This window comes from Pseudomonas sp. R4-15 (genome assembly GCF_055768815.1).
Genome location: NZ_CM147293.1, coordinates 3,392,520 through 3,408,196, shown reverse-complemented (window position 1 = coordinate 3,408,196; position 15,677 = coordinate 3,392,520). Strand labels below are relative to the sequence as shown.

Genomic DNA, 15,677 nt, shown 5'->3' with positions numbered 1-15,677 from the left:
ATGACGGTCCGATGCGAGGGGTCGTCCTGGAGTATAACCAATGATCGAGATCCACGCCGACAATCGCCGCGTCCTGGACGCCCTTAACGGGCTGCTGGCGCGCGGCCAGGACACCCGCCCGGTCATGCAGGACCTGGGCGAGTACTTCATCGAGTCGACCAAGCGGCGCTTTGCCACAAAGACCGGCCCGGATGGGGTGAAGTGGAAAGACAATGCCGGCACTACCGTCGAGCAAAAGGGGCGCAATGATCCGCTGATCGGCGAAAGCCGGCGGCTCTCCAACGAGATCCACTATCGAGCCGGTGCCAACCTGCTCGAATGGGGCAGTAGCCTGGTCTATGCCGGCATGCAGCAGAATGGCGGGCTGAAAGAGGCCTATCCGCACCTGTGGGGCGACGTTCCGGCGCGGCCCTTCCTGGGCATTTCCGACGACGATGAAGCGGCTGTGTTGGAGATCGTCCAGGAGTACCTGGCGGCGCCTCTCCAGAACGGCGCCAGGTGATGCGTTCGCGGGGTGGGCGCTGGGGTTGCCCGCGTAAGCGGTGAAAGGGGCGTTAGACCCGCGTTAGATTCGCGCGCAGCGCCATGCGCGAGGCGCGTGTTAGCCCGCGAGTGCTTCGGATCACCCTGCAATGGGGTGATTTTTACTAAATCCCTTTAGTCCCGAGCGTCCAGCCTGCCCCCCGATGATGGAGGCATGAAAACGACGCCCAGATTTCCCATCGCTGCCTGCTCCCTGGCCCTTCAAGTGGCGCCCGAGGGCGGCATGACTCGCCTCGTTCCGGCCGGTGAGTTCAATGCCCCGCGGGGCGCACTGTCCGGCAGCGGCCCCTGGTTCATGGACGAGGCGGCGGCGCGGCCGATCATCGAGCGAGCTGCAGCGCGCAGCACCGACATCGTCATCGACTACGAACACCAGACCCTGCTGGCCGAAGAGAACGGCAAGCCGGCGCCTGCGTCGGGCTGGATCGACCATGGTTCGCTGGAGTGGCGCGATGACGGCCTGTATGGGCGTGTCGCCTGGACCGCCGCCGCGAAGGGCGCCATCGACGCGGACGAGTACCGCTACCTGTCGCCCGTTTTCCCGTACGACCCCAAGACCGGCGCGGTGCTCGACCTGCTGCACGTCGGCCTGGTGAACAACCCCGCCATTGATACCGCTATTCCCGCCCTCGCTGCGGCCCGGATGGGCAGTGGCGCCTATGACCCTGCACAGAAGGAAGACACCGTGGACCGCGAAGTATTGATCGAGCTGCTGGGCCTGCCCAGCGACGCCACCGACGAGCAGATCACCGCCGCCATCAACCAGCTCAAGCAGACCGCCAGCGACTCGGATAAGGCCGTAGCCGCCGCCCGTGCTGCCAACACCCTGGACCCGGCCCAGTTCGTCCCCCTGGCCGTGTACCAGGAACAGGGCGCCCAACTGGCCGCCCTGCGCGCCAACAGCAACACCGCCGAGGTGGACACGCTGATCGAGGCCGGCCTGGCCGATGGCCGCATTCCCGGCGAGGCGACCGCCAAGTGGCTGCGCCCCCAGGGGCTGGCGGCCTGCAAGGCGTACCTGGAAGGCGCCACGCCTATCGCCGCGTTGCGTGGGCGTCAGTCCGACACCCGTACGAATGAGCCGGGCGCCCCGTCGGATGCCCTCACCGAAGCCGAACTCGCGGTGTGTAAGCGCACGGGCATCGACCCTGCCGACTACCGCAAAGCCAACCCGAAGGAGTAAGCCGAGATGGTTGCCGCTACCAAGAACCGCAATACCCCCTCCGTGTCGGGACACCGGCGCGGCTACCCGGTCGCCGCTGATACGCGCTGCTTCGCCGGCACCATCGGCGTGCTCGAAGCCGACGGCATGGTCCGTCCGGCCGCTGCCGGTCTCGACCTGATCGCCGTCGGTGTCTTCGAGCACCTGGCGGACAACGTCGGGGGACTCGATGGCGACGTCACGGCCTCCCTGTTGCGCGGTTTCGCGCGACTGGAGAACAGCGCCGACGCCGACGAGATCACCCAGGCCGATATCGGTCAGCGCTGCTACCTGGTCGACGACCAGACCGTGGCCAAGACCGATGGCGAGGGCACCCGCTCCGTGGCCGGCATCGTCGATGGTGTCGACGAGGTGGGCGTGTGGGTGCTGATCGATCCCACCAGTGGCGTGCTGGCCAGCGCCGCCAACACCGTTGCCGGCTAACGGCCAACTACAGAGGAAGAAGCATCAATGGATCTCACCTCCACGAACCTGCAGGCGCTGTACCGCGCCTATCGGACCAACTTCCAGCAGGGCTTCGCCTCGCTGGGCGACGACGGCGCGCTCTATGAGCAGGTCTGCACCGTAGTGCCGTCGACCACTGCCGTCGAGGTTTACCCGTTCCTCAAGGGCCTGCCGCGTCTGCGCGAATGGATCGGCGACCGCGTGATTCACAGCCTCGAAGGCGGCGAATTCAGCATCAAGAACCGCAAGTTCGAGCTAACCGAGGGCGTGGAGCGTGACGCCATCGAGGACGATACCTATGGCCTCTATGGCCCGGTCTATCAGGAGTTCGGTCGCAGTTCCCGCGAGCACCCGAACGAGCTGATGGTCGAGACCCTGACCGGAAACCCCAAGTGCTACGACGGCGCCAAGCTGTTCGGCAACCACGTCGTGCTCAACGAAAAGGGCAAGGAAGCCCAGGTCAGCAACGATATCGGCGGGACGGGCGCGGCCTGGTACGTGATGGACCTGACCCGCGTCATCAAGCCGGTGGTGTTCCAGAAGCGTCGCGACTACGACTTCAGGGCGCTGACCGACCTCAACAGCAGCCAGATCTACATGACCGACCAGTTCCTGTTCGGCGTGGATGCCCGCGTGAACGCCGGCCCCGGCCTGTGGCAGTTGGTGGTGCGTTGTAACGAGCCGTTCAACGCCGAGACCTACGAAGCCGCTCGTGCGCGCCTGCAGGAACTCAAGGGCGACCATGGCCGCCCGCTGGCCCTGCGTCACAGCCACACCATGGTGCCGAACGCCATGGAAGGCGCCGCCCTGCGCGTGCTGAACAACAGCCAGGCGGCGAACGGCGCGACCAACGAGTGGGCCGGCACCTCGAAGCTGATTCTCAACCCCTGGATGCCCAGCGCGGCCTGATAAGGAACAGCCATGGCCGTCTATCTGACCCTGGACGCCCTGATTCGCCGCTTTGGCCAAGACGAGATCCTGGATCTTGCCGAAGACCGGAGCGACGACACGGGCGAAACCATCGACCAGCAGAAGGTCGACGACGCCATCCAGGATGCGACTGGCGAGATCGACAGCGCCCTGGCCGGCGGCGGCTATCGCCTGCCGCTGGCCATGGTGCCGCCGCTGTTGACGGCCTATGGCTGCGATATCGCCCGTTATCGGCTGTACGACGCGCGCGCCACTGAGCAGGTGACCAAGCGTTATGACGACGCCATCCGGGCGCTGCGCATGATCGCTACCGGCACGCTGAAGCTCGGACTGCCGCGTGCTGACGATGACGCGGTGAGCGCGGGCGACGTGGTGATGGTGCCGGGTCGCCGGACCTTTCCGGGCGGGGTGTTCTGATGCTGGGCGAGATCGAGGACGCGATGATCGCGCGCTGCAAAGACGTGGTCGGCGCGCACGTAAAGACCGTCGAGGATCTGCCGGGCAACTGGGACGACGCGACGATCAAGGCCGCCCGTCGCGACGTGCCGGGCGTTTATATCGCCTGGTCGGGCGGTGCCGGCATCAACGGCGCGCGCGCTGGCATCAACAGCCGTTATGCCGTCTACGTCGTCACCGGGCAGGCCAGTGGCGAGCGTGAGCGTCGGCGCGGCAACAGCCGCCAGGTGGGCGCCTACGAGATCCTGGAGCGCGTGGTGCCGGCACTGCACGGCATGAACGTGTCCGGCTTCGGCTCGTTGCTCCTTGAGCGCGTTGACAACCTCTATTCGGACCGTACCGATCAGCAGGGGCTGGTCATCTACGGCGCCGTCTTCCGTATGGATCGTTTGATGTTCCCGGCCGCCCTGGACGCCAGCGGCCTGGCCGACTTCGCCACCTTTCACGTCGACAGCAAGGTGCCCGAGGGCGCCGACACCGTCACTCACCTGGAGCTGCCCACCGGCAGCGAGGACTCGCAATGACTCAGCGATTCATCAAGCCCGCCGAGCCCGGCCTGGTCGTGCGGAGGCCGGAGAACGGTCGCCCACTGGCCGCCTCGGGCGAGCCGGTGGACTGGTCCGTGTTTTGGGAGCGGCGCCTGCGTGAAGGCTCCGTGATCGAGCCGAAAACCACGACCGGGGCTGCGAAAAGCGACGCAGCCACGGCCAAGAAAGAGGGCAAGTAATGGCCATCAGCGCTACGGTATTCAACGACATTCCGGCCGCATTGCGCGTGCCGGGCATCTATATCGAGTTCGACAACCGCCTGGCAGGCAATGCCGTGTTCCAGGGCAAGCTCCTGGTGCTGGGGCAGATGCTCAGCAGCGGCACCGCTCAAGCCGGCATGCCGGTCCAGGTGACCAGCGCCGAGCAGGCCGATGCGTTGTTCGGGCGTGGCTCCATGCTCGCGGAGATGATGCGCGCCATCAAAGGCGTCGACCTGTACGTCGAGACCTGGGCCATGCCCCTGGCCGACGCCGAGGTCGCGACCAAAGCGGCCGGCACGCTGCTGGTCAGCGCAGGCCCCGCGCAGACTCAACCGCTGGCGCTGTACGTCGCTGGCTATCGCGTCTGGTGCGAGATGACGGCGGGGGCTACCCCGGCCGCCACGGCCCAGGCCATTGCCGACGCCATCAATGCCGATGACCAGGTGCCGGTGGTGGCTACGGTGGCCGACGCTACCGTGACCCTGACCTGTCGTTGGGCCGGCGAGTCCGGCAACGGGCTGTTCCTGGGCGATAGCCTCAAGGGCGAGCAGTTCCCCGACGGGCTGGGCCTGACCTATACCCAGGCCAGTGGTGGCGCCGTCAACCCTGACCTGGTCGCCGCGATGGCGGCGCTGGGTAACGAGTGGTGGAACTGGTTGTGCCTGCCCTACACCGATGCGACTTCGCTGGAGGCCGTGGAAACCGAGCTGGCCGAGCGCTATGGCCCGATGGTGCAGAAAGGCGGCCGGGCCTTCGCGGCCTTCCGTGGCACGCACAGCGCCACCGCGACCCTGGGCAACAGCCGCAACTCCCCGCATCTGACCCTGATGGGCATGGGGTCCGCCCCCAGCGCCCCGTGGCTGTGGGCGGCGGTGAATGCCATCGTCGGTGCCAAAAACCTCGCAACGGACCCCGCGCGCCCGCTGCAGCGCCTGGCGCTGCCGGGGCTGATCGGCCCCCGCGAGGATGAGCGCTGGCGCGATGACGAGCGCAACCTGCTGCTGTACGACGGGATCGCCACCTACACCGTGGCCACCGACGGCACGGTGCAGATCGAACGGCAGATCACCACCTACAAACGCAACGCCGCCGGGGTGGCTGATGACTCCTACCTGGACATCAACACCCCCGAGACCCTGGAGCGCATCCGCTACGAGCAGCGCAGCCTGTTCGCGCAGAAGTACCCGCGCCACAAGCTAGCGACCGATGCCGACCGCGCCCTGTACGACCCCAGCCAGCCCGTGATGACGCCCAAGGTGTGCCAGGCCGAGCTGCTGAGCCTGTACCGCCAGACCTTCATGGCCGAACGCGCGTGGGTCCGTGATTACGACGGTTACAAGGAAAGCCTGCAGGTCAACATCGACCCGGACGATCCGACCCGCCTCAACGTCATCGATCAGCCGATGCTGATCGGCCAGTACCGCGTCCACGCCCAGCAGACGCAGTTCCGTCGCTAACAGGAGCCCACCATGTCAGGACAAGTTACCGGGATCGCCACCATCCGCGTCGATGGCGTCGAAATCCCCTCCGAACGCGGCGCCACCCTCAACCCCGGCGGCGTCAACCGCACCACCCGGATGGCGGGCCGTCGCGTGTATTGGAACGAAGAGCCGGTGGCGCCGACGGTGCAATGCACGGTGCTGCATACCCCGGACGTTGACCTGATCGACCTCAACGCGATCACCGACGCCACGGTGCTGTTCGAGTGCGACAACGGCCAGGACTACATGCTGACCAATGCGTTTTCCACGGCGCCCTCCGAACTCAACAGCGGCGAGGGCAAGGTGCAACTGAATCTGAGCGCCGCGCGCTGCGAGAGGATCAACTAAATGACCACCACCATCGACTACCTGGCCGACCTGTCCGAGGACGAGCGCGGGCGCGTGAAGGACATGGGCGACACCATCGAGGTCACCCTGCTGGAACCCATCACCTACGTGCACGGCAAGATCGACGGTCAGCGCACGCTGACCGAGTTGCGCCTGGTCAAGCGCCTGAAAGGCAAGCACCTCAAGGCGCTGGACAAGGCCACCGGCGAGATGGCGCAGACCCTGGCCCTGCTCGCGGCGGTTGCGGGCGTACCGCCCCAGGCCATGGATGAGATCGACAGCCGCGACCTGGATGTGGTCCGGGCGGTGCTCGACCCTTTCTTGCCGAAGTCCCGCAAGACTGGGACGGACTCGTCCGAGTCGTAGCCACCGCCTTTGGCGGGTTCAACCCCCTGGACCTGCTGGAAATGGACCTGGTCGACCTGCAATGGTGGTTTGGCCAGGCGCAGAAGCTAGCCGAAGAGATCAAGCGCGATGGCGGGTAATGCCCTTAAAACCTCGGTCATTCTGGAGCTGGTCGACCGGCTGACCACGCCCTTGCGTCGCGTAACCCAAGGGCTGCGCGGCATGGCGCGCCAGGCCGGCTTCGATCAGTTGATGAGTTCGGCACGGCGTACCCGTGCCGCGCTTGCTGGCACCCTGCAGCAGGCCGGCCAACTGGCCAAGCGTGTTGCGTTGATTGGTGGCGCAACCGCGGGGGCGGCCTGGGGCGTTTCGCGCTTCGTCGGGGGCGTGGCCGAGTTGGGCAACGAGGTGAAGACCGCCTCGGAACGCCTGGGCGTCAATTCGCGCTGGCTGCAGGAATGGATGTACGTCGGCCGCCAGTTCGGCGTGGAAAACGACGCGCTGATCGACGGTTTCAAGGAACTCTCGCTGCGCGCCGACGAGTTCGTGATGACGGGCCAAGGTGGCGCCGCCGAGTCCTTCCAGCGCCTGGGCATTACCGTAAAGGACCTGCGCGCCACGGCCGGCGATACCGACAAGATCCTGGACCTGGTGCTGGGGCGCTTGGGGCGTATCCAGAACGCGGCCGCGCGCCAGCGGATCTTCGACGAGATGTTCGGCGGCACCGGCGGTGAACAGATGGTCGCCATGCTGACGGCCGCGCGCGAACAGCTCGACGGCATGCGCCGTGACGCCCACGCCCAGGGCGCGGTGCTGAGCGATGACGAGATCGAGCAGTCCCGCCTATACACCCGGCAGATGGCCGACCTGCGCACGGTGTTTACCTCGGTCCGCAACCTGATCGCCGGGCAGTTGCTGCCCGTCATCAACGAATGGCTGGGGCGTGTGCGCGAACTGACCAAGGCCAATCGAGAGGCCATTGCGGATCAGTTCCTGGTGAAGATTCGGCAGTTGTGGGAATGGCTCAGTCGTGTGGGGGGTGCCATTCAGTCGGCGGCCAATGCAGTTGGTGGCTTCGGGAACTTGATGAGCATTATTGCGGGGCTGCTGGCAACTAAGTTGATCGTGTCTCTGATCCTTACTGGCATCGAAGTCGGTCGTCTAGCCAAGCGCTTTGTGGTGTGGGCGTTCTCTATGGGGGGCGTCGTGGTCAAAGCCATTGCGTCGTGTGGTAGCGCCCTCCTGGGCTTTGCAGCGAGGGCAATCCCTGCGGCAATCATGGGCATCCGCGCCTTCTCTTTGGCACTGGTCACCACCCCGATTGGCTTGATTCTTACCGGCATCGCCGCCTTGGCCGGCGCGGTGTACCTGATCTATCGCAACTGGGATTCCATCTCGCGCTGGTTCAGCCAGCGCTGGGCGGACGTGCAAGCCGCCTTCTCCGAGGGTATCGGCGGCATCGGCAAGTTGCTGGTCAACTGGTCGCCGGCGGGGCTGATCTATCGCGGCCTGGTCGCTGGGCTCTCGCGCCTCGGCGTTGAAGTGCCGGCGCGCTTTTCGACCCTGGGCGGACTGCTGATCGATGGTCTGTTGGGCGGGCTGGCCAAAGGCTGGCGCGGTACCTGGAGCTGGCTGCAGGAGCGTGCGCAGGCGTTTACCGACGTGGGTGCCCGCTGGGTGGGAGCGCTGCGTGATGGTCTCGCGGCCCATTGGCAAGGCGTACTGCGCTGGTTCGGCCAACGCTGGGCGGACGTGCGGCGCGCCTTCTCCGAGGGTTTGGGCGGTATTACCCGCCTGTTGGCGAACTGGTCGCCTCTGGGGCTGATCTATCGCGGCCTGGTCGCTGGGCTGTCGCGCCTGGGCGTTGAGGTGCCGGCGCGCTTTTCGACCCTGGGCGGGCTATTGGCCGATGGTTTGATGGGCGGGCTGGCGGAGGGTTGGCGCGGCACCTGGAGCTGGCTGCAGGAGCGGACGCAGGCGTTTACCGACGTGGGTGCCCGCTGGGTGGCTGCGCTACGTGACGGCATTGCCGCCCAGTGGGGCGAGCTGACGCGCTGGCTCTCGCAGAAGGGCGAGACGTTGACGGGATGGCTGCCGAACTGGGCGCGTAACGGGCTGGGCCTGGGGGCGACCGCAGCACGTGGCCCCGCATCGGCTCAACTGGGGCCGCCGGTGATGAAGGACCGCCCCGCGTTGTCGAGCGCACCCGTGCGGGCCGACGTGGGCGGCGAGCTGCGAATTGTGATCGATGGGCAGGGGCGCCCGCGTGTGGACTCGATGCGCCGCAATGGCGGCCTCGACTTCAGCGTCGAGACGGGCCTGCTGGGGATGGTGCCGTGAGGTTACTGGCTGCCCTTGGGGCCAAAGTCGCCGTTTGCCACACGCGCTGTCGCCGCGTCCTTGACGATTTGGTGATGGATGCCGCCAGCCACCAGGAATCCAAAGCCGACTGGTACCCACCACGCTGCCTCTGGCAGCAGCCAGGCCAGGGCTCCGCCCAATCCAAGGCCAATAACGCCTGCAATCAAAGCGGCCTTCTCAGTCGGTTTCATGCCCAGTCCTCCGTTGACGTTGATTCGGGGAGCCTAGCACATGAGCTGGCGTGACCGTATCGACCCCGAGCTGCGCGGCAGCTATCGGGGTGTGGAGTTCCACGTCGAGCGCGCCGATACCACGGCGGGCCGGCGCTGGCTGATCCACGAATACCCGCGCCGCGACAAGCCCTACAGCGAAGACATGGGCCGCCGTGCGAAAGAGTGGCGCCTGGCGTTCTTCGTGGCTGGCGAGGACTACGACCAGCAGCGCGACCGCCTGCTGGTCGCCCTGGACGCTCCCGGCTCGGCCACCCTGGTGCACCCGTACCTGGGCACCTTCTCGGCGGTGGCCACCGACGTGCAGTTCAGCGAGTCGACCCGCGAGGGTGGCGTGTGCACGTTCCAGGTGACCTTCTCCGAAAGCGGCTTGGAGGTGTATCCAGCCACCAGCACCGACACGCAACGCGCGGCCAGCGATGCAGCCGACGCGGCCGAGGAAGAGGCCGAAGGCGACTTCCTGGACCGCTGGAGTATCGAGGGCCTGACGGGGTGGTCGCTGGAGGCGCTGCAGCGTGACCTGGGCGACATTCTGTCCGAAGGCGAGCGCATCATCGGCGGGATCGCCGACGAGATCGCCAGCGTGATCCGTTTCCCGGCGAACATCATCGGCATGATCAAGGGCAGCTATTACCGGCTGCGCGGCGCCGTGATGCGCCCGGTCAACGCCCTGGACCTGTACAGCGGCGATAGCCTGCTGTCCTTCGGCAGCAACTCGCGGGACTCGACCTCGGCAAGCGCCGCCTTTGGCACAACGAACGCCACTGCACAGAGCAGCGGCACCTGGGAAGGCATCACCAGCGGCGACGAGCCGTTGACCGAAGCCAGTGCAGCGGTGCGCATTGCGCCAGGCTCCCCGGCGCGGGCCATCCGCCTGGTGCGCAGCATCGGCGAAGCGGGCGATGCCGTGGCGTTGCCTTCGGCCGACACGCCCCACGGCGTGACCCGAGCGAACAACATTCAGGCGGCGAATCAGCTCAACAGCCGCTTGGCTGCGGTGACGGCCGCGCGGATCGTGGCGCAGACCGAGTGGGCCTCTCGGCAGGACGCCCTGGCGGCGGCAGACGATGCGCTGGCGCTGATCGATCACGCGATGCAGGCCGACGAGCCGATCACCGACAGCGTCTATGCCGCGCTGGTGACGTTGCGCCAGACCGTGGCCAGCGACCTGCAGGTCCGTGCTACCGCGTTGCCGAACCTGACCGAGTACACGCCGCAAGTGACCCTGCCGGCGCTGGTGATCGCCCAGCGCCTGTATGGCGATGCGTCGCGCGCGGACGAGATCTGCATTCGCAACAACGTGCCGCACCCCGGTGCGGTGCGCGGTGGCGAGGTCCTGGAGGTGCTGAGTGACGAATGATCGTCTGCCGGTCGTGCTGCAGATTGGTAGCCAACGGCATACCGGGTGGCAGGAGGTGAGCATTCGCCTGTCGCTGGAACAGATCGCCGATGACTTCTCGCTGCGCTTGACCGAGCGCTGGAACGAGTCGGGGGAGACTCGCGCGGTACAGCCCGGCGAGGCCTGCACCGTCACCATTGGCGACGAGTTGGTGCTGACCGGCTACCTCGACGAGGTGCTGCCGGACTACGACGCGCAGAGTCATGCCATCGTGGCCAGCGGTCGCAGTCGTGCCGCCGACCTGGTCGATTGCAGCGGCAAGGAACGGCGGCTGGACGGGCGAACGTTGGCGCAGATCGCTACGACGTTGGCTGAGCCCTACGGCATCGAGGTCGTCGACCTGGTCGGAGCGAGCAAGCCTTTCGCGTCGTTCGCCGTGGAGGACGGCCAGCCGCTGGCCGAGGCCATCGAGCGGGCGGCGCAGATCCGGGGCGCGCGGGTGGTGAGTGATTCCCAGGGCCGGCTGCTGATCGTCCATGCCGTGCAGCGCACGGTGCGTACGCCCCTGGAGCTGGGCAACAACATCCTCAAGGGCTCCGGGGTATTCAGCGACCGAGACCGCTTCAATCAATACGTCGTCGAGGCGCAGACGCCAGGCAATGACAACTGGAATGGCCTGCAGGCCTCGGCGCCGGCCGGCACCGCGAGCGACCCGCGTGTGCGGCGACCCAGGTCGACCTTGATCGTCTGCGATACCCCGGCCGACAGCGCGGATTGCGGAACGCGTGCGGCGCTCGAAGCACGGGTGCGCTGGGCCAAGGGCCGTGGCGTGACCTACACCGTGGCCGGCTGGCGGCACGAGCAAGGCGTGTGGCGCCCTGGTGACCTGGTGCACGTCCGTGATGCCTACCTGGGCCTGGATGAGCCACTGCTGGTCAGCGACGTGCAGCTGATCGAGGGGCTGGATGGACGCTTTGCCGAACTGCGCGTGGCGCCGCCGGCGGCCTTCGAGCCCGTGCCCATTGCCGAGTCTTCGGCCAGTGGCAGCAATGCCAAAACCGGCGATTGGGGGTGGTGATGGATCAACGCAGGATGCTGCAGCGCACCCTCGGGCCTATGTGGCGCCGGCTTCGGCTGTTGGTCAGCCGGGGCGTACTGACGCTGGTCGATGACGCACCGCAGATGCAGACCGTCCAGGTGACGCTGCTGGGCGAGCAGCCAGCGCCGGCCGAGCGCTTCCAGAACTACGGCTTTACGTCCGTGCCGCATGCCGGCGCCGAGTCTGTGGTGGCGGCGGTGGGCGGTGCCCGCGCGCACCTGGTCGCGCTGGCCGTTGATGACCGGCGCTATCGACTGACCGGCTTGGCCAATGGCGAGGTGGCGATCTACGACGACCTGGGCCACGCCGTACACCTGACGCGCGCCGGCATCGTCATCAATGGCGCGGGGCACTCGCTGGCGTTCGTGAACTGCCCGACGGTGACCATGGATGGCGACCTGGCGGTGGCTGGAGAGGTGCGCGACCACACCGGGACGATGCGGGCGATGCGAGACGCCTTCAACCCGCACACCCACGGCGGCAGCGGCCCCGACAGGAGCATGGGCTGATGGATATCGCACTGAGCTATGACGCGCTGGCCAAGGCCTACGACATGGCCGTCAGCGATGGCGACCTGGTCACGGACAAGACCTTGCAGACCGCTGTCCTGATCTCGCTCTACACCGACCGCCGGGCGCTGGGCGAGGACGAGTTGCCCGATGGCAGCACCGACCGGCGCGGCTGGTGGGCGGACACCTACGCCGAGCGGCCCATCGGCTCGCGGCTGTGGCTGCTCTGGCGCGAGAAAGAAGTGGATCGCGTGCTGCGGCGCGCTGAGACCTACGCCGCCGAAGCGCTGGCCTGGTTGATCGACGACGGCATTGCCGCTTCGGTCGACGTGGCCGCCATCCATCTGCGCCGGGGCGTACTGCAACTGATCGTCGGTATCCAGCGGCCGGGCGGGCAGGTCCTGGAGCGCCGCTATGACTATGTATGGGGAGACTCCGATGGGGTTTAAACGCCCGGCGCTGCCGGAGCTTATCAGCCGGGTCGACAATGACCTGGTCTCGCGACTGCCCGGTGCGCAGGCCGTCCTCGCGCGGCGCATGACGCAGATCCTCGCGACCGGCCAGGCCGGTGTGGTGCACGGGCTCTACGGCTACCTGCAATGGCAGGAGCGGCAGCTGTTCCCGGAGACCTGCGACGATGACTTGCTGTACCTGCACAGCGTTGGCGTGCCCCGCCGGGCGGCGACGCGCAACAGCGGCACGGTCACCTTCACCGGCAACGACGGTGCCCTGATCGCCGAGGAAACCCTGCTGCAGGTCGACGGCGTCGAGTATCAGACCGTCGACGCGGCCACTCTGGTCGATGGTTCGGCAACGGTTGAGATCGAGGCGGTCGAGCTGGGCAGTGCCGGTGCGCTGGCCAGCGGCGTGGTGCTGACGCTGGTAACCCCGGTGGCGGGCGTCAACGCGAACGCCACCGTAGCGGCGAACGGGATCACCGGCGGCGTCGATATCGAGTCCTTCGACACCTGGCGCGAGCGCATCATGCTGCGCCGTGCGCGGGTGCCGCGTGGCGGTGCGAGTGGCGACTGGGAAGAGTGGGCGCTGTCCGTCGCTGGCGTCACTCGCGCTTGGGAAGATCCGCAAGGCATGGGCCTGGGCACGGTGGTGCTGCGCGTCATGGCGGATGATGCGGCCGACGGTCCGATGCCGTCGCAACAGCTGCTCGATGACGTGTTCGCCTATATCGAGACGCAGCGCTGTGTGACGGCGCACGTCTACGTCATCGCGCCAACGGCCGTGCCGTTCGCGCCGACCCTGCGCGTGACCCCGAATACCGCCACCGTCCGCGCCGCCGTTGAAGCGGCGCTGCAAGACCTGGTGCTGCGCGTGAGCGAGCCGGGTGGTGTGCTGTTGATCTCGCAGATTCGCAGCGCAATTGGCACTGCCGATGGCGTGACGGACTACGAGCTGGAGTCACCCACTGCAAACGTGGGCTTCGACTACGGCGCGCTGCCGGTATGGGAGGGCGTGCAGTGGCTGGATTGAGCGCCGCCGACTACCGGCAGCAACTGTTCGCGCTGCTGCCCCAGGGCATGGTCTGGACCACCGCCCAGGACTCGAACCTGCAGCAGCTGCTCCTGGGCCAGGCCCAAGAGTTCGCCCGCGTGGACGCCCGAGCCGGGGCGCTGCGTCTTGAGGCCGACCCGCGTCAGGCGCTGTACACCTTCGAAGAGTGGGAGGCGAGCTATGGCTTGCCGTCGTCCTGTGCGCCTGCCGATCAGTCGATGGCTGACCGTCGGGCCGCGTTGATTGGGCGCATCGTCGGGCGCGGCGGCATGGCCGCCCAGGACTATATCGACCTGGCTGAAGGGCTCGGCTATCCGGGCGCCCAGGTCCTCGAATTTCGCGAAGCGACCGTCGAGGTTGAGACCCCGACAGGGCACCAGGGCGCAGTGATCGGCGATGACATGAACGGCGCCGACTGGGAAATGACGTGGCGGGTGCTACTGCCGGCCGACGTGGTCCGCGAGTCCGTGATCGAGGAAGCAATCATCGGCGACCCGCTGCGCTCCTGGGGCGATGAACTAATCGAGTGCTCGCTGCGGCATGCCGCGCCGAGCTGGCTATTGCTGCAAATTGGGTACGTGGAGGCGTAAGTGGAAAAGGTAGGCGCATTTACTGAAAGGGCGACGGACAACGGCGAGTTCCGGTCCGGCAACCCCGCAACGGGACAGTCCGCCACGCCCTTGCTGGCGGACTACTTCAACATGCTGCAGCGCGAGCTGGTCAGCATCATCGAGGCCGCAGGCCTCACACTGGATAGGGCCAACGACGCACAACTGGGTGCCGCCCTGGCAGCGCTGTTCGCCGCCAAGGGGCATGCACACAGCTGGAGCCAGATCACTGGGAAGCCGACCAACTTCCCGGTGTCGTGGGGCACTGTTTCGGGCAAGCCGACCACCCTTGAGGGATACGGGATTGCTGGGGGGGGCTTCACTGATGTGGTTGGAACGCCGAAGGGCACACACGGGGGCTACGTTAGCGGGTCGAACACCACTAATAAGTGGGGGGCATGCATGTGGAGCATGGGCGGGGCGTATGGTGGTTCTGGCTCCGCTAATGCCTACGAACCCGGAGCCACGATCTTCGGTACCGCGTGGTTACGAGATTCGCATGTCTCTGTCGACGCGAGGATCGGCGAGGGAATGTATCTCTACCGCGCTGGCACTCTGCTGGGTGGCATTGGCCATCTTGGGGCTTATACCGCTGGGGTATTCGCCGGCAAGGGCACCAACCTGACCGATATTCCGCAGTCCGCCATTACTAATCTGGCCACGACCCTGGCCGCGAAGATGGACACCGGAGCCGGTGGTATCGGAGCTTCGGCAATACTGTCCAACGACTGGGACGCAATCAATTCGAACGGCCTCTACTACAACACCAGCCCAACGGCCGTCGGACTTCCGATTTCGTCCACCAACATGACCGTGTTACACGCTCAGCGACTGGCTGGAGAAGTAGCCAGCCAAATGGGATTTCGTACCGAAGGCACCGTGCCCCGGACGCTCCGTCGAGCGCGCGCCTCGACCGGCGAGTGGGGGACATGGGTCGAACTCGCAACCCTCGATAGCCCCGTTTTCACCGGAAACCCCAACGCCGTTACCCAGTCGGCAGGCACCAACAATAACCGCCTGGCTACCTGCGCCTTTGTGCAAACAGCGGTCGTCAGGGCTACCCCTCCCGGCCAGGTCGCCCACTTCGCCCTGAGCGCCGCCCCCACCGGCTGGCTCAAAGCCAACGGTGCCGCCATCTCGCGCACGACCTATTCCGACCTGTTCGCCGCCATCGGCACCACCTTCGGCGCCGGCGATGGCTCTACGACGTTCAACCTCCCCGACCTGCGCGCCGAGTCCATTCGCGGGCTCGACGACGGCCGCGGCATCGATCCCGGGCGGGTGCTGGGCTCGGCGCAGGCCGGCCAAAGCAATCATTTTGCCGAAGCGCAAGAAAGCGGAGGCCCCGCAAGCGGCAGCATCACGATACCCGACAACGGGGATTGGTCGGCGTGGCTGGCGGGTGGTGATCCGGGCGCAAATGGCAGCCGGAACAGATTCCGCCTGACCGGTGGCGAAACCCGCCCCCGCAACATCGCGTTGCTCGCTTGCATCAAGTATTGAAA

The 15,677-nt window shown here is 66.7% G+C and carries 19 protein-coding genes; 18 read left to right on the top strand and 1 reads right to left on the bottom strand.

Annotated elements, in window-relative coordinates; genetic code table 11:
• Positions 1–40 precede the first annotated feature (40 nt).
• From ACYRGX_RS16230 to ACYRGX_RS16180, 11 genes are all read left to right on the top strand, one after another.
• Positions 41–502, top strand: coding sequence for a phage virion morphogenesis protein (locus tag ACYRGX_RS16230; RefSeq protein ID WP_473053491.1), 462 nt, complete (start codon positions 41–43; stop codon positions 500–502).
• Positions 503–766: 264 nt separating this feature from the next.
• Positions 767–1,726 carry a phage protease gene (locus tag ACYRGX_RS16225; protein ID WP_473053490.1) on the top strand — a complete coding sequence of 320 codons (960 nt, stop codon included), beginning with the start codon at positions 767–769 and terminating at the stop codon, positions 1,724–1,726.
• A 6-nt stretch (positions 1,727–1,732) separates the two neighbouring features.
• Positions 1,733–2,188: a hypothetical protein gene (locus ACYRGX_RS16220; RefSeq protein ID WP_473053489.1), complete on the top strand. Its 456-nt coding sequence runs from the start codon at positions 1,733–1,735 to the stop codon at positions 2,186–2,188.
• 27 nt (positions 2,189–2,215) lie between these two features.
• Entirely contained in the window at positions 2,216–3,118 is a 903-nt protein-coding gene (locus tag ACYRGX_RS16215) for a Mu-like prophage major head subunit gpT family protein (protein ID WP_473053488.1), read from the top strand.
• Positions 3,119–3,130: 12 nt separating this feature from the next.
• Positions 3,131–3,556: a gp436 family protein gene (locus ACYRGX_RS16210; protein ID WP_473053487.1), complete on the top strand. Its 426-nt coding sequence runs from the start codon at positions 3,131–3,133 to the stop codon at positions 3,554–3,556.
• Positions 3,556–4,119, top strand: coding sequence for a phage protein Gp37 (locus ACYRGX_RS16205; protein ID WP_473053486.1), 564 nt, complete (start codon positions 3,556–3,558; stop codon positions 4,117–4,119). Before ACYRGX_RS16210 ends, ACYRGX_RS16205 begins: the two co-directional genes overlap by 1 nt.
• Positions 4,116–4,322 carry a DUF2635 domain-containing protein gene (locus tag ACYRGX_RS16200; RefSeq protein ID WP_473053485.1) on the top strand — a complete coding sequence of 69 codons (207 nt, stop codon included), beginning with the start codon at positions 4,116–4,118 and terminating at the stop codon, positions 4,320–4,322. The genes ACYRGX_RS16205 and ACYRGX_RS16200 overlap by 4 nt, the downstream gene beginning before the upstream one ends.
• The gene (locus ACYRGX_RS16195; RefSeq protein ID WP_473053484.1) at positions 4,322–5,800 is read left to right on the top strand and encodes a phage tail sheath subtilisin-like domain-containing protein; all 1,479 of its coding nucleotides are present in this window, start codon (positions 4,322–4,324) and stop codon (positions 5,798–5,800) included. The genes ACYRGX_RS16200 and ACYRGX_RS16195 overlap by 1 nt, the downstream gene beginning before the upstream one ends.
• 12 nt (positions 5,801–5,812) lie before the next feature.
• Positions 5,813–6,172: a phage tail tube protein gene (locus tag ACYRGX_RS16190; RefSeq protein WP_473053483.1), complete on the top strand. Its 360-nt coding sequence runs from the start codon at positions 5,813–5,815 to the stop codon at positions 6,170–6,172.
• Positions 6,173–6,538 (top strand): phage tail assembly protein, encoded by a 366-nt coding sequence (locus tag ACYRGX_RS16185; protein ID WP_473053482.1) that lies wholly within the window; start codon positions 6,173–6,175, stop codon positions 6,536–6,538.
• 108 nt (positions 6,539–6,646) lie between these two features.
• Positions 6,647–8,857: a phage tail tape measure protein gene (locus ACYRGX_RS16180; RefSeq protein WP_473053481.1), complete on the top strand. Its 2,211-nt coding sequence runs from the start codon at positions 6,647–6,649 to the stop codon at positions 8,855–8,857.
• Positions 8,858–8,859: 2 nt separating this feature from the next.
• Here ACYRGX_RS16180 and ACYRGX_RS16175 read toward each other — a convergent pair whose 3' ends face one another.
• Positions 8,860–9,069 (bottom strand): hypothetical protein, encoded by a 210-nt coding sequence (locus ACYRGX_RS16175; RefSeq protein ID WP_473053480.1) that lies wholly within the window; start codon positions 9,067–9,069, stop codon positions 8,860–8,862.
• Positions 9,070–9,109: 40 nt separating this feature from the next.
• Here ACYRGX_RS16175 and ACYRGX_RS16170 point away from each other — a divergent pair, with 40 nt between their 5' ends.
• Genes ACYRGX_RS16170 through ACYRGX_RS16140 form a run of 7 tightly spaced genes read left to right on the top strand, consistent with a single transcriptional unit; the run spans position 9,110 to position 15,675 of the window.
• Positions 9,110–10,468 carry a DNA circularization protein gene (locus tag ACYRGX_RS16170; RefSeq protein ID WP_473053479.1) on the top strand — a complete coding sequence of 453 codons (1,359 nt, stop codon included), beginning with the start codon at positions 9,110–9,112 and terminating at the stop codon, positions 10,466–10,468.
• Positions 10,458–11,525: a phage baseplate assembly protein gene (locus tag ACYRGX_RS16165; protein ID WP_473053478.1), complete on the top strand. Its 1,068-nt coding sequence runs from the start codon at positions 10,458–10,460 to the stop codon at positions 11,523–11,525. Before ACYRGX_RS16170 ends, ACYRGX_RS16165 begins: the two co-directional genes overlap by 11 nt.
• Positions 11,525–12,055, top strand: coding sequence for a phage baseplate assembly protein V (locus tag ACYRGX_RS16160; RefSeq protein WP_473053477.1), 531 nt, complete (start codon positions 11,525–11,527; stop codon positions 12,053–12,055). Before ACYRGX_RS16165 ends, ACYRGX_RS16160 begins: the two co-directional genes overlap by 1 nt.
• The gene (locus ACYRGX_RS16155; RefSeq protein ID WP_473053476.1) at positions 12,055–12,504 is read left to right on the top strand and encodes a phage GP46 family protein; all 450 of its coding nucleotides are present in this window, start codon (positions 12,055–12,057) and stop codon (positions 12,502–12,504) included. The genes ACYRGX_RS16160 and ACYRGX_RS16155 overlap by 1 nt, the downstream gene beginning before the upstream one ends.
• Entirely contained in the window at positions 12,494–13,543 is a 1,050-nt protein-coding gene (locus tag ACYRGX_RS16150; RefSeq protein WP_473053475.1) for a baseplate J/gp47 family protein, read from the top strand. Before ACYRGX_RS16155 ends, ACYRGX_RS16150 begins: the two co-directional genes overlap by 11 nt.
• Entirely contained in the window at positions 13,531–14,154 is a 624-nt protein-coding gene (locus tag ACYRGX_RS16145) for a YmfQ family protein (protein WP_473053474.1), read from the top strand. Before ACYRGX_RS16150 ends, ACYRGX_RS16145 begins: the two co-directional genes overlap by 13 nt.
• On the top strand, positions 14,155–15,675 hold the full coding sequence (locus ACYRGX_RS16140; protein WP_473053473.1) for a phage tail protein: 1,521 nt from the start codon (positions 14,155–14,157) through the stop codon (positions 15,673–15,675). It abuts the gene before it with no gap.
• The last annotated feature ends 2 nt before the right edge of the window (positions 15,676–15,677 follow it).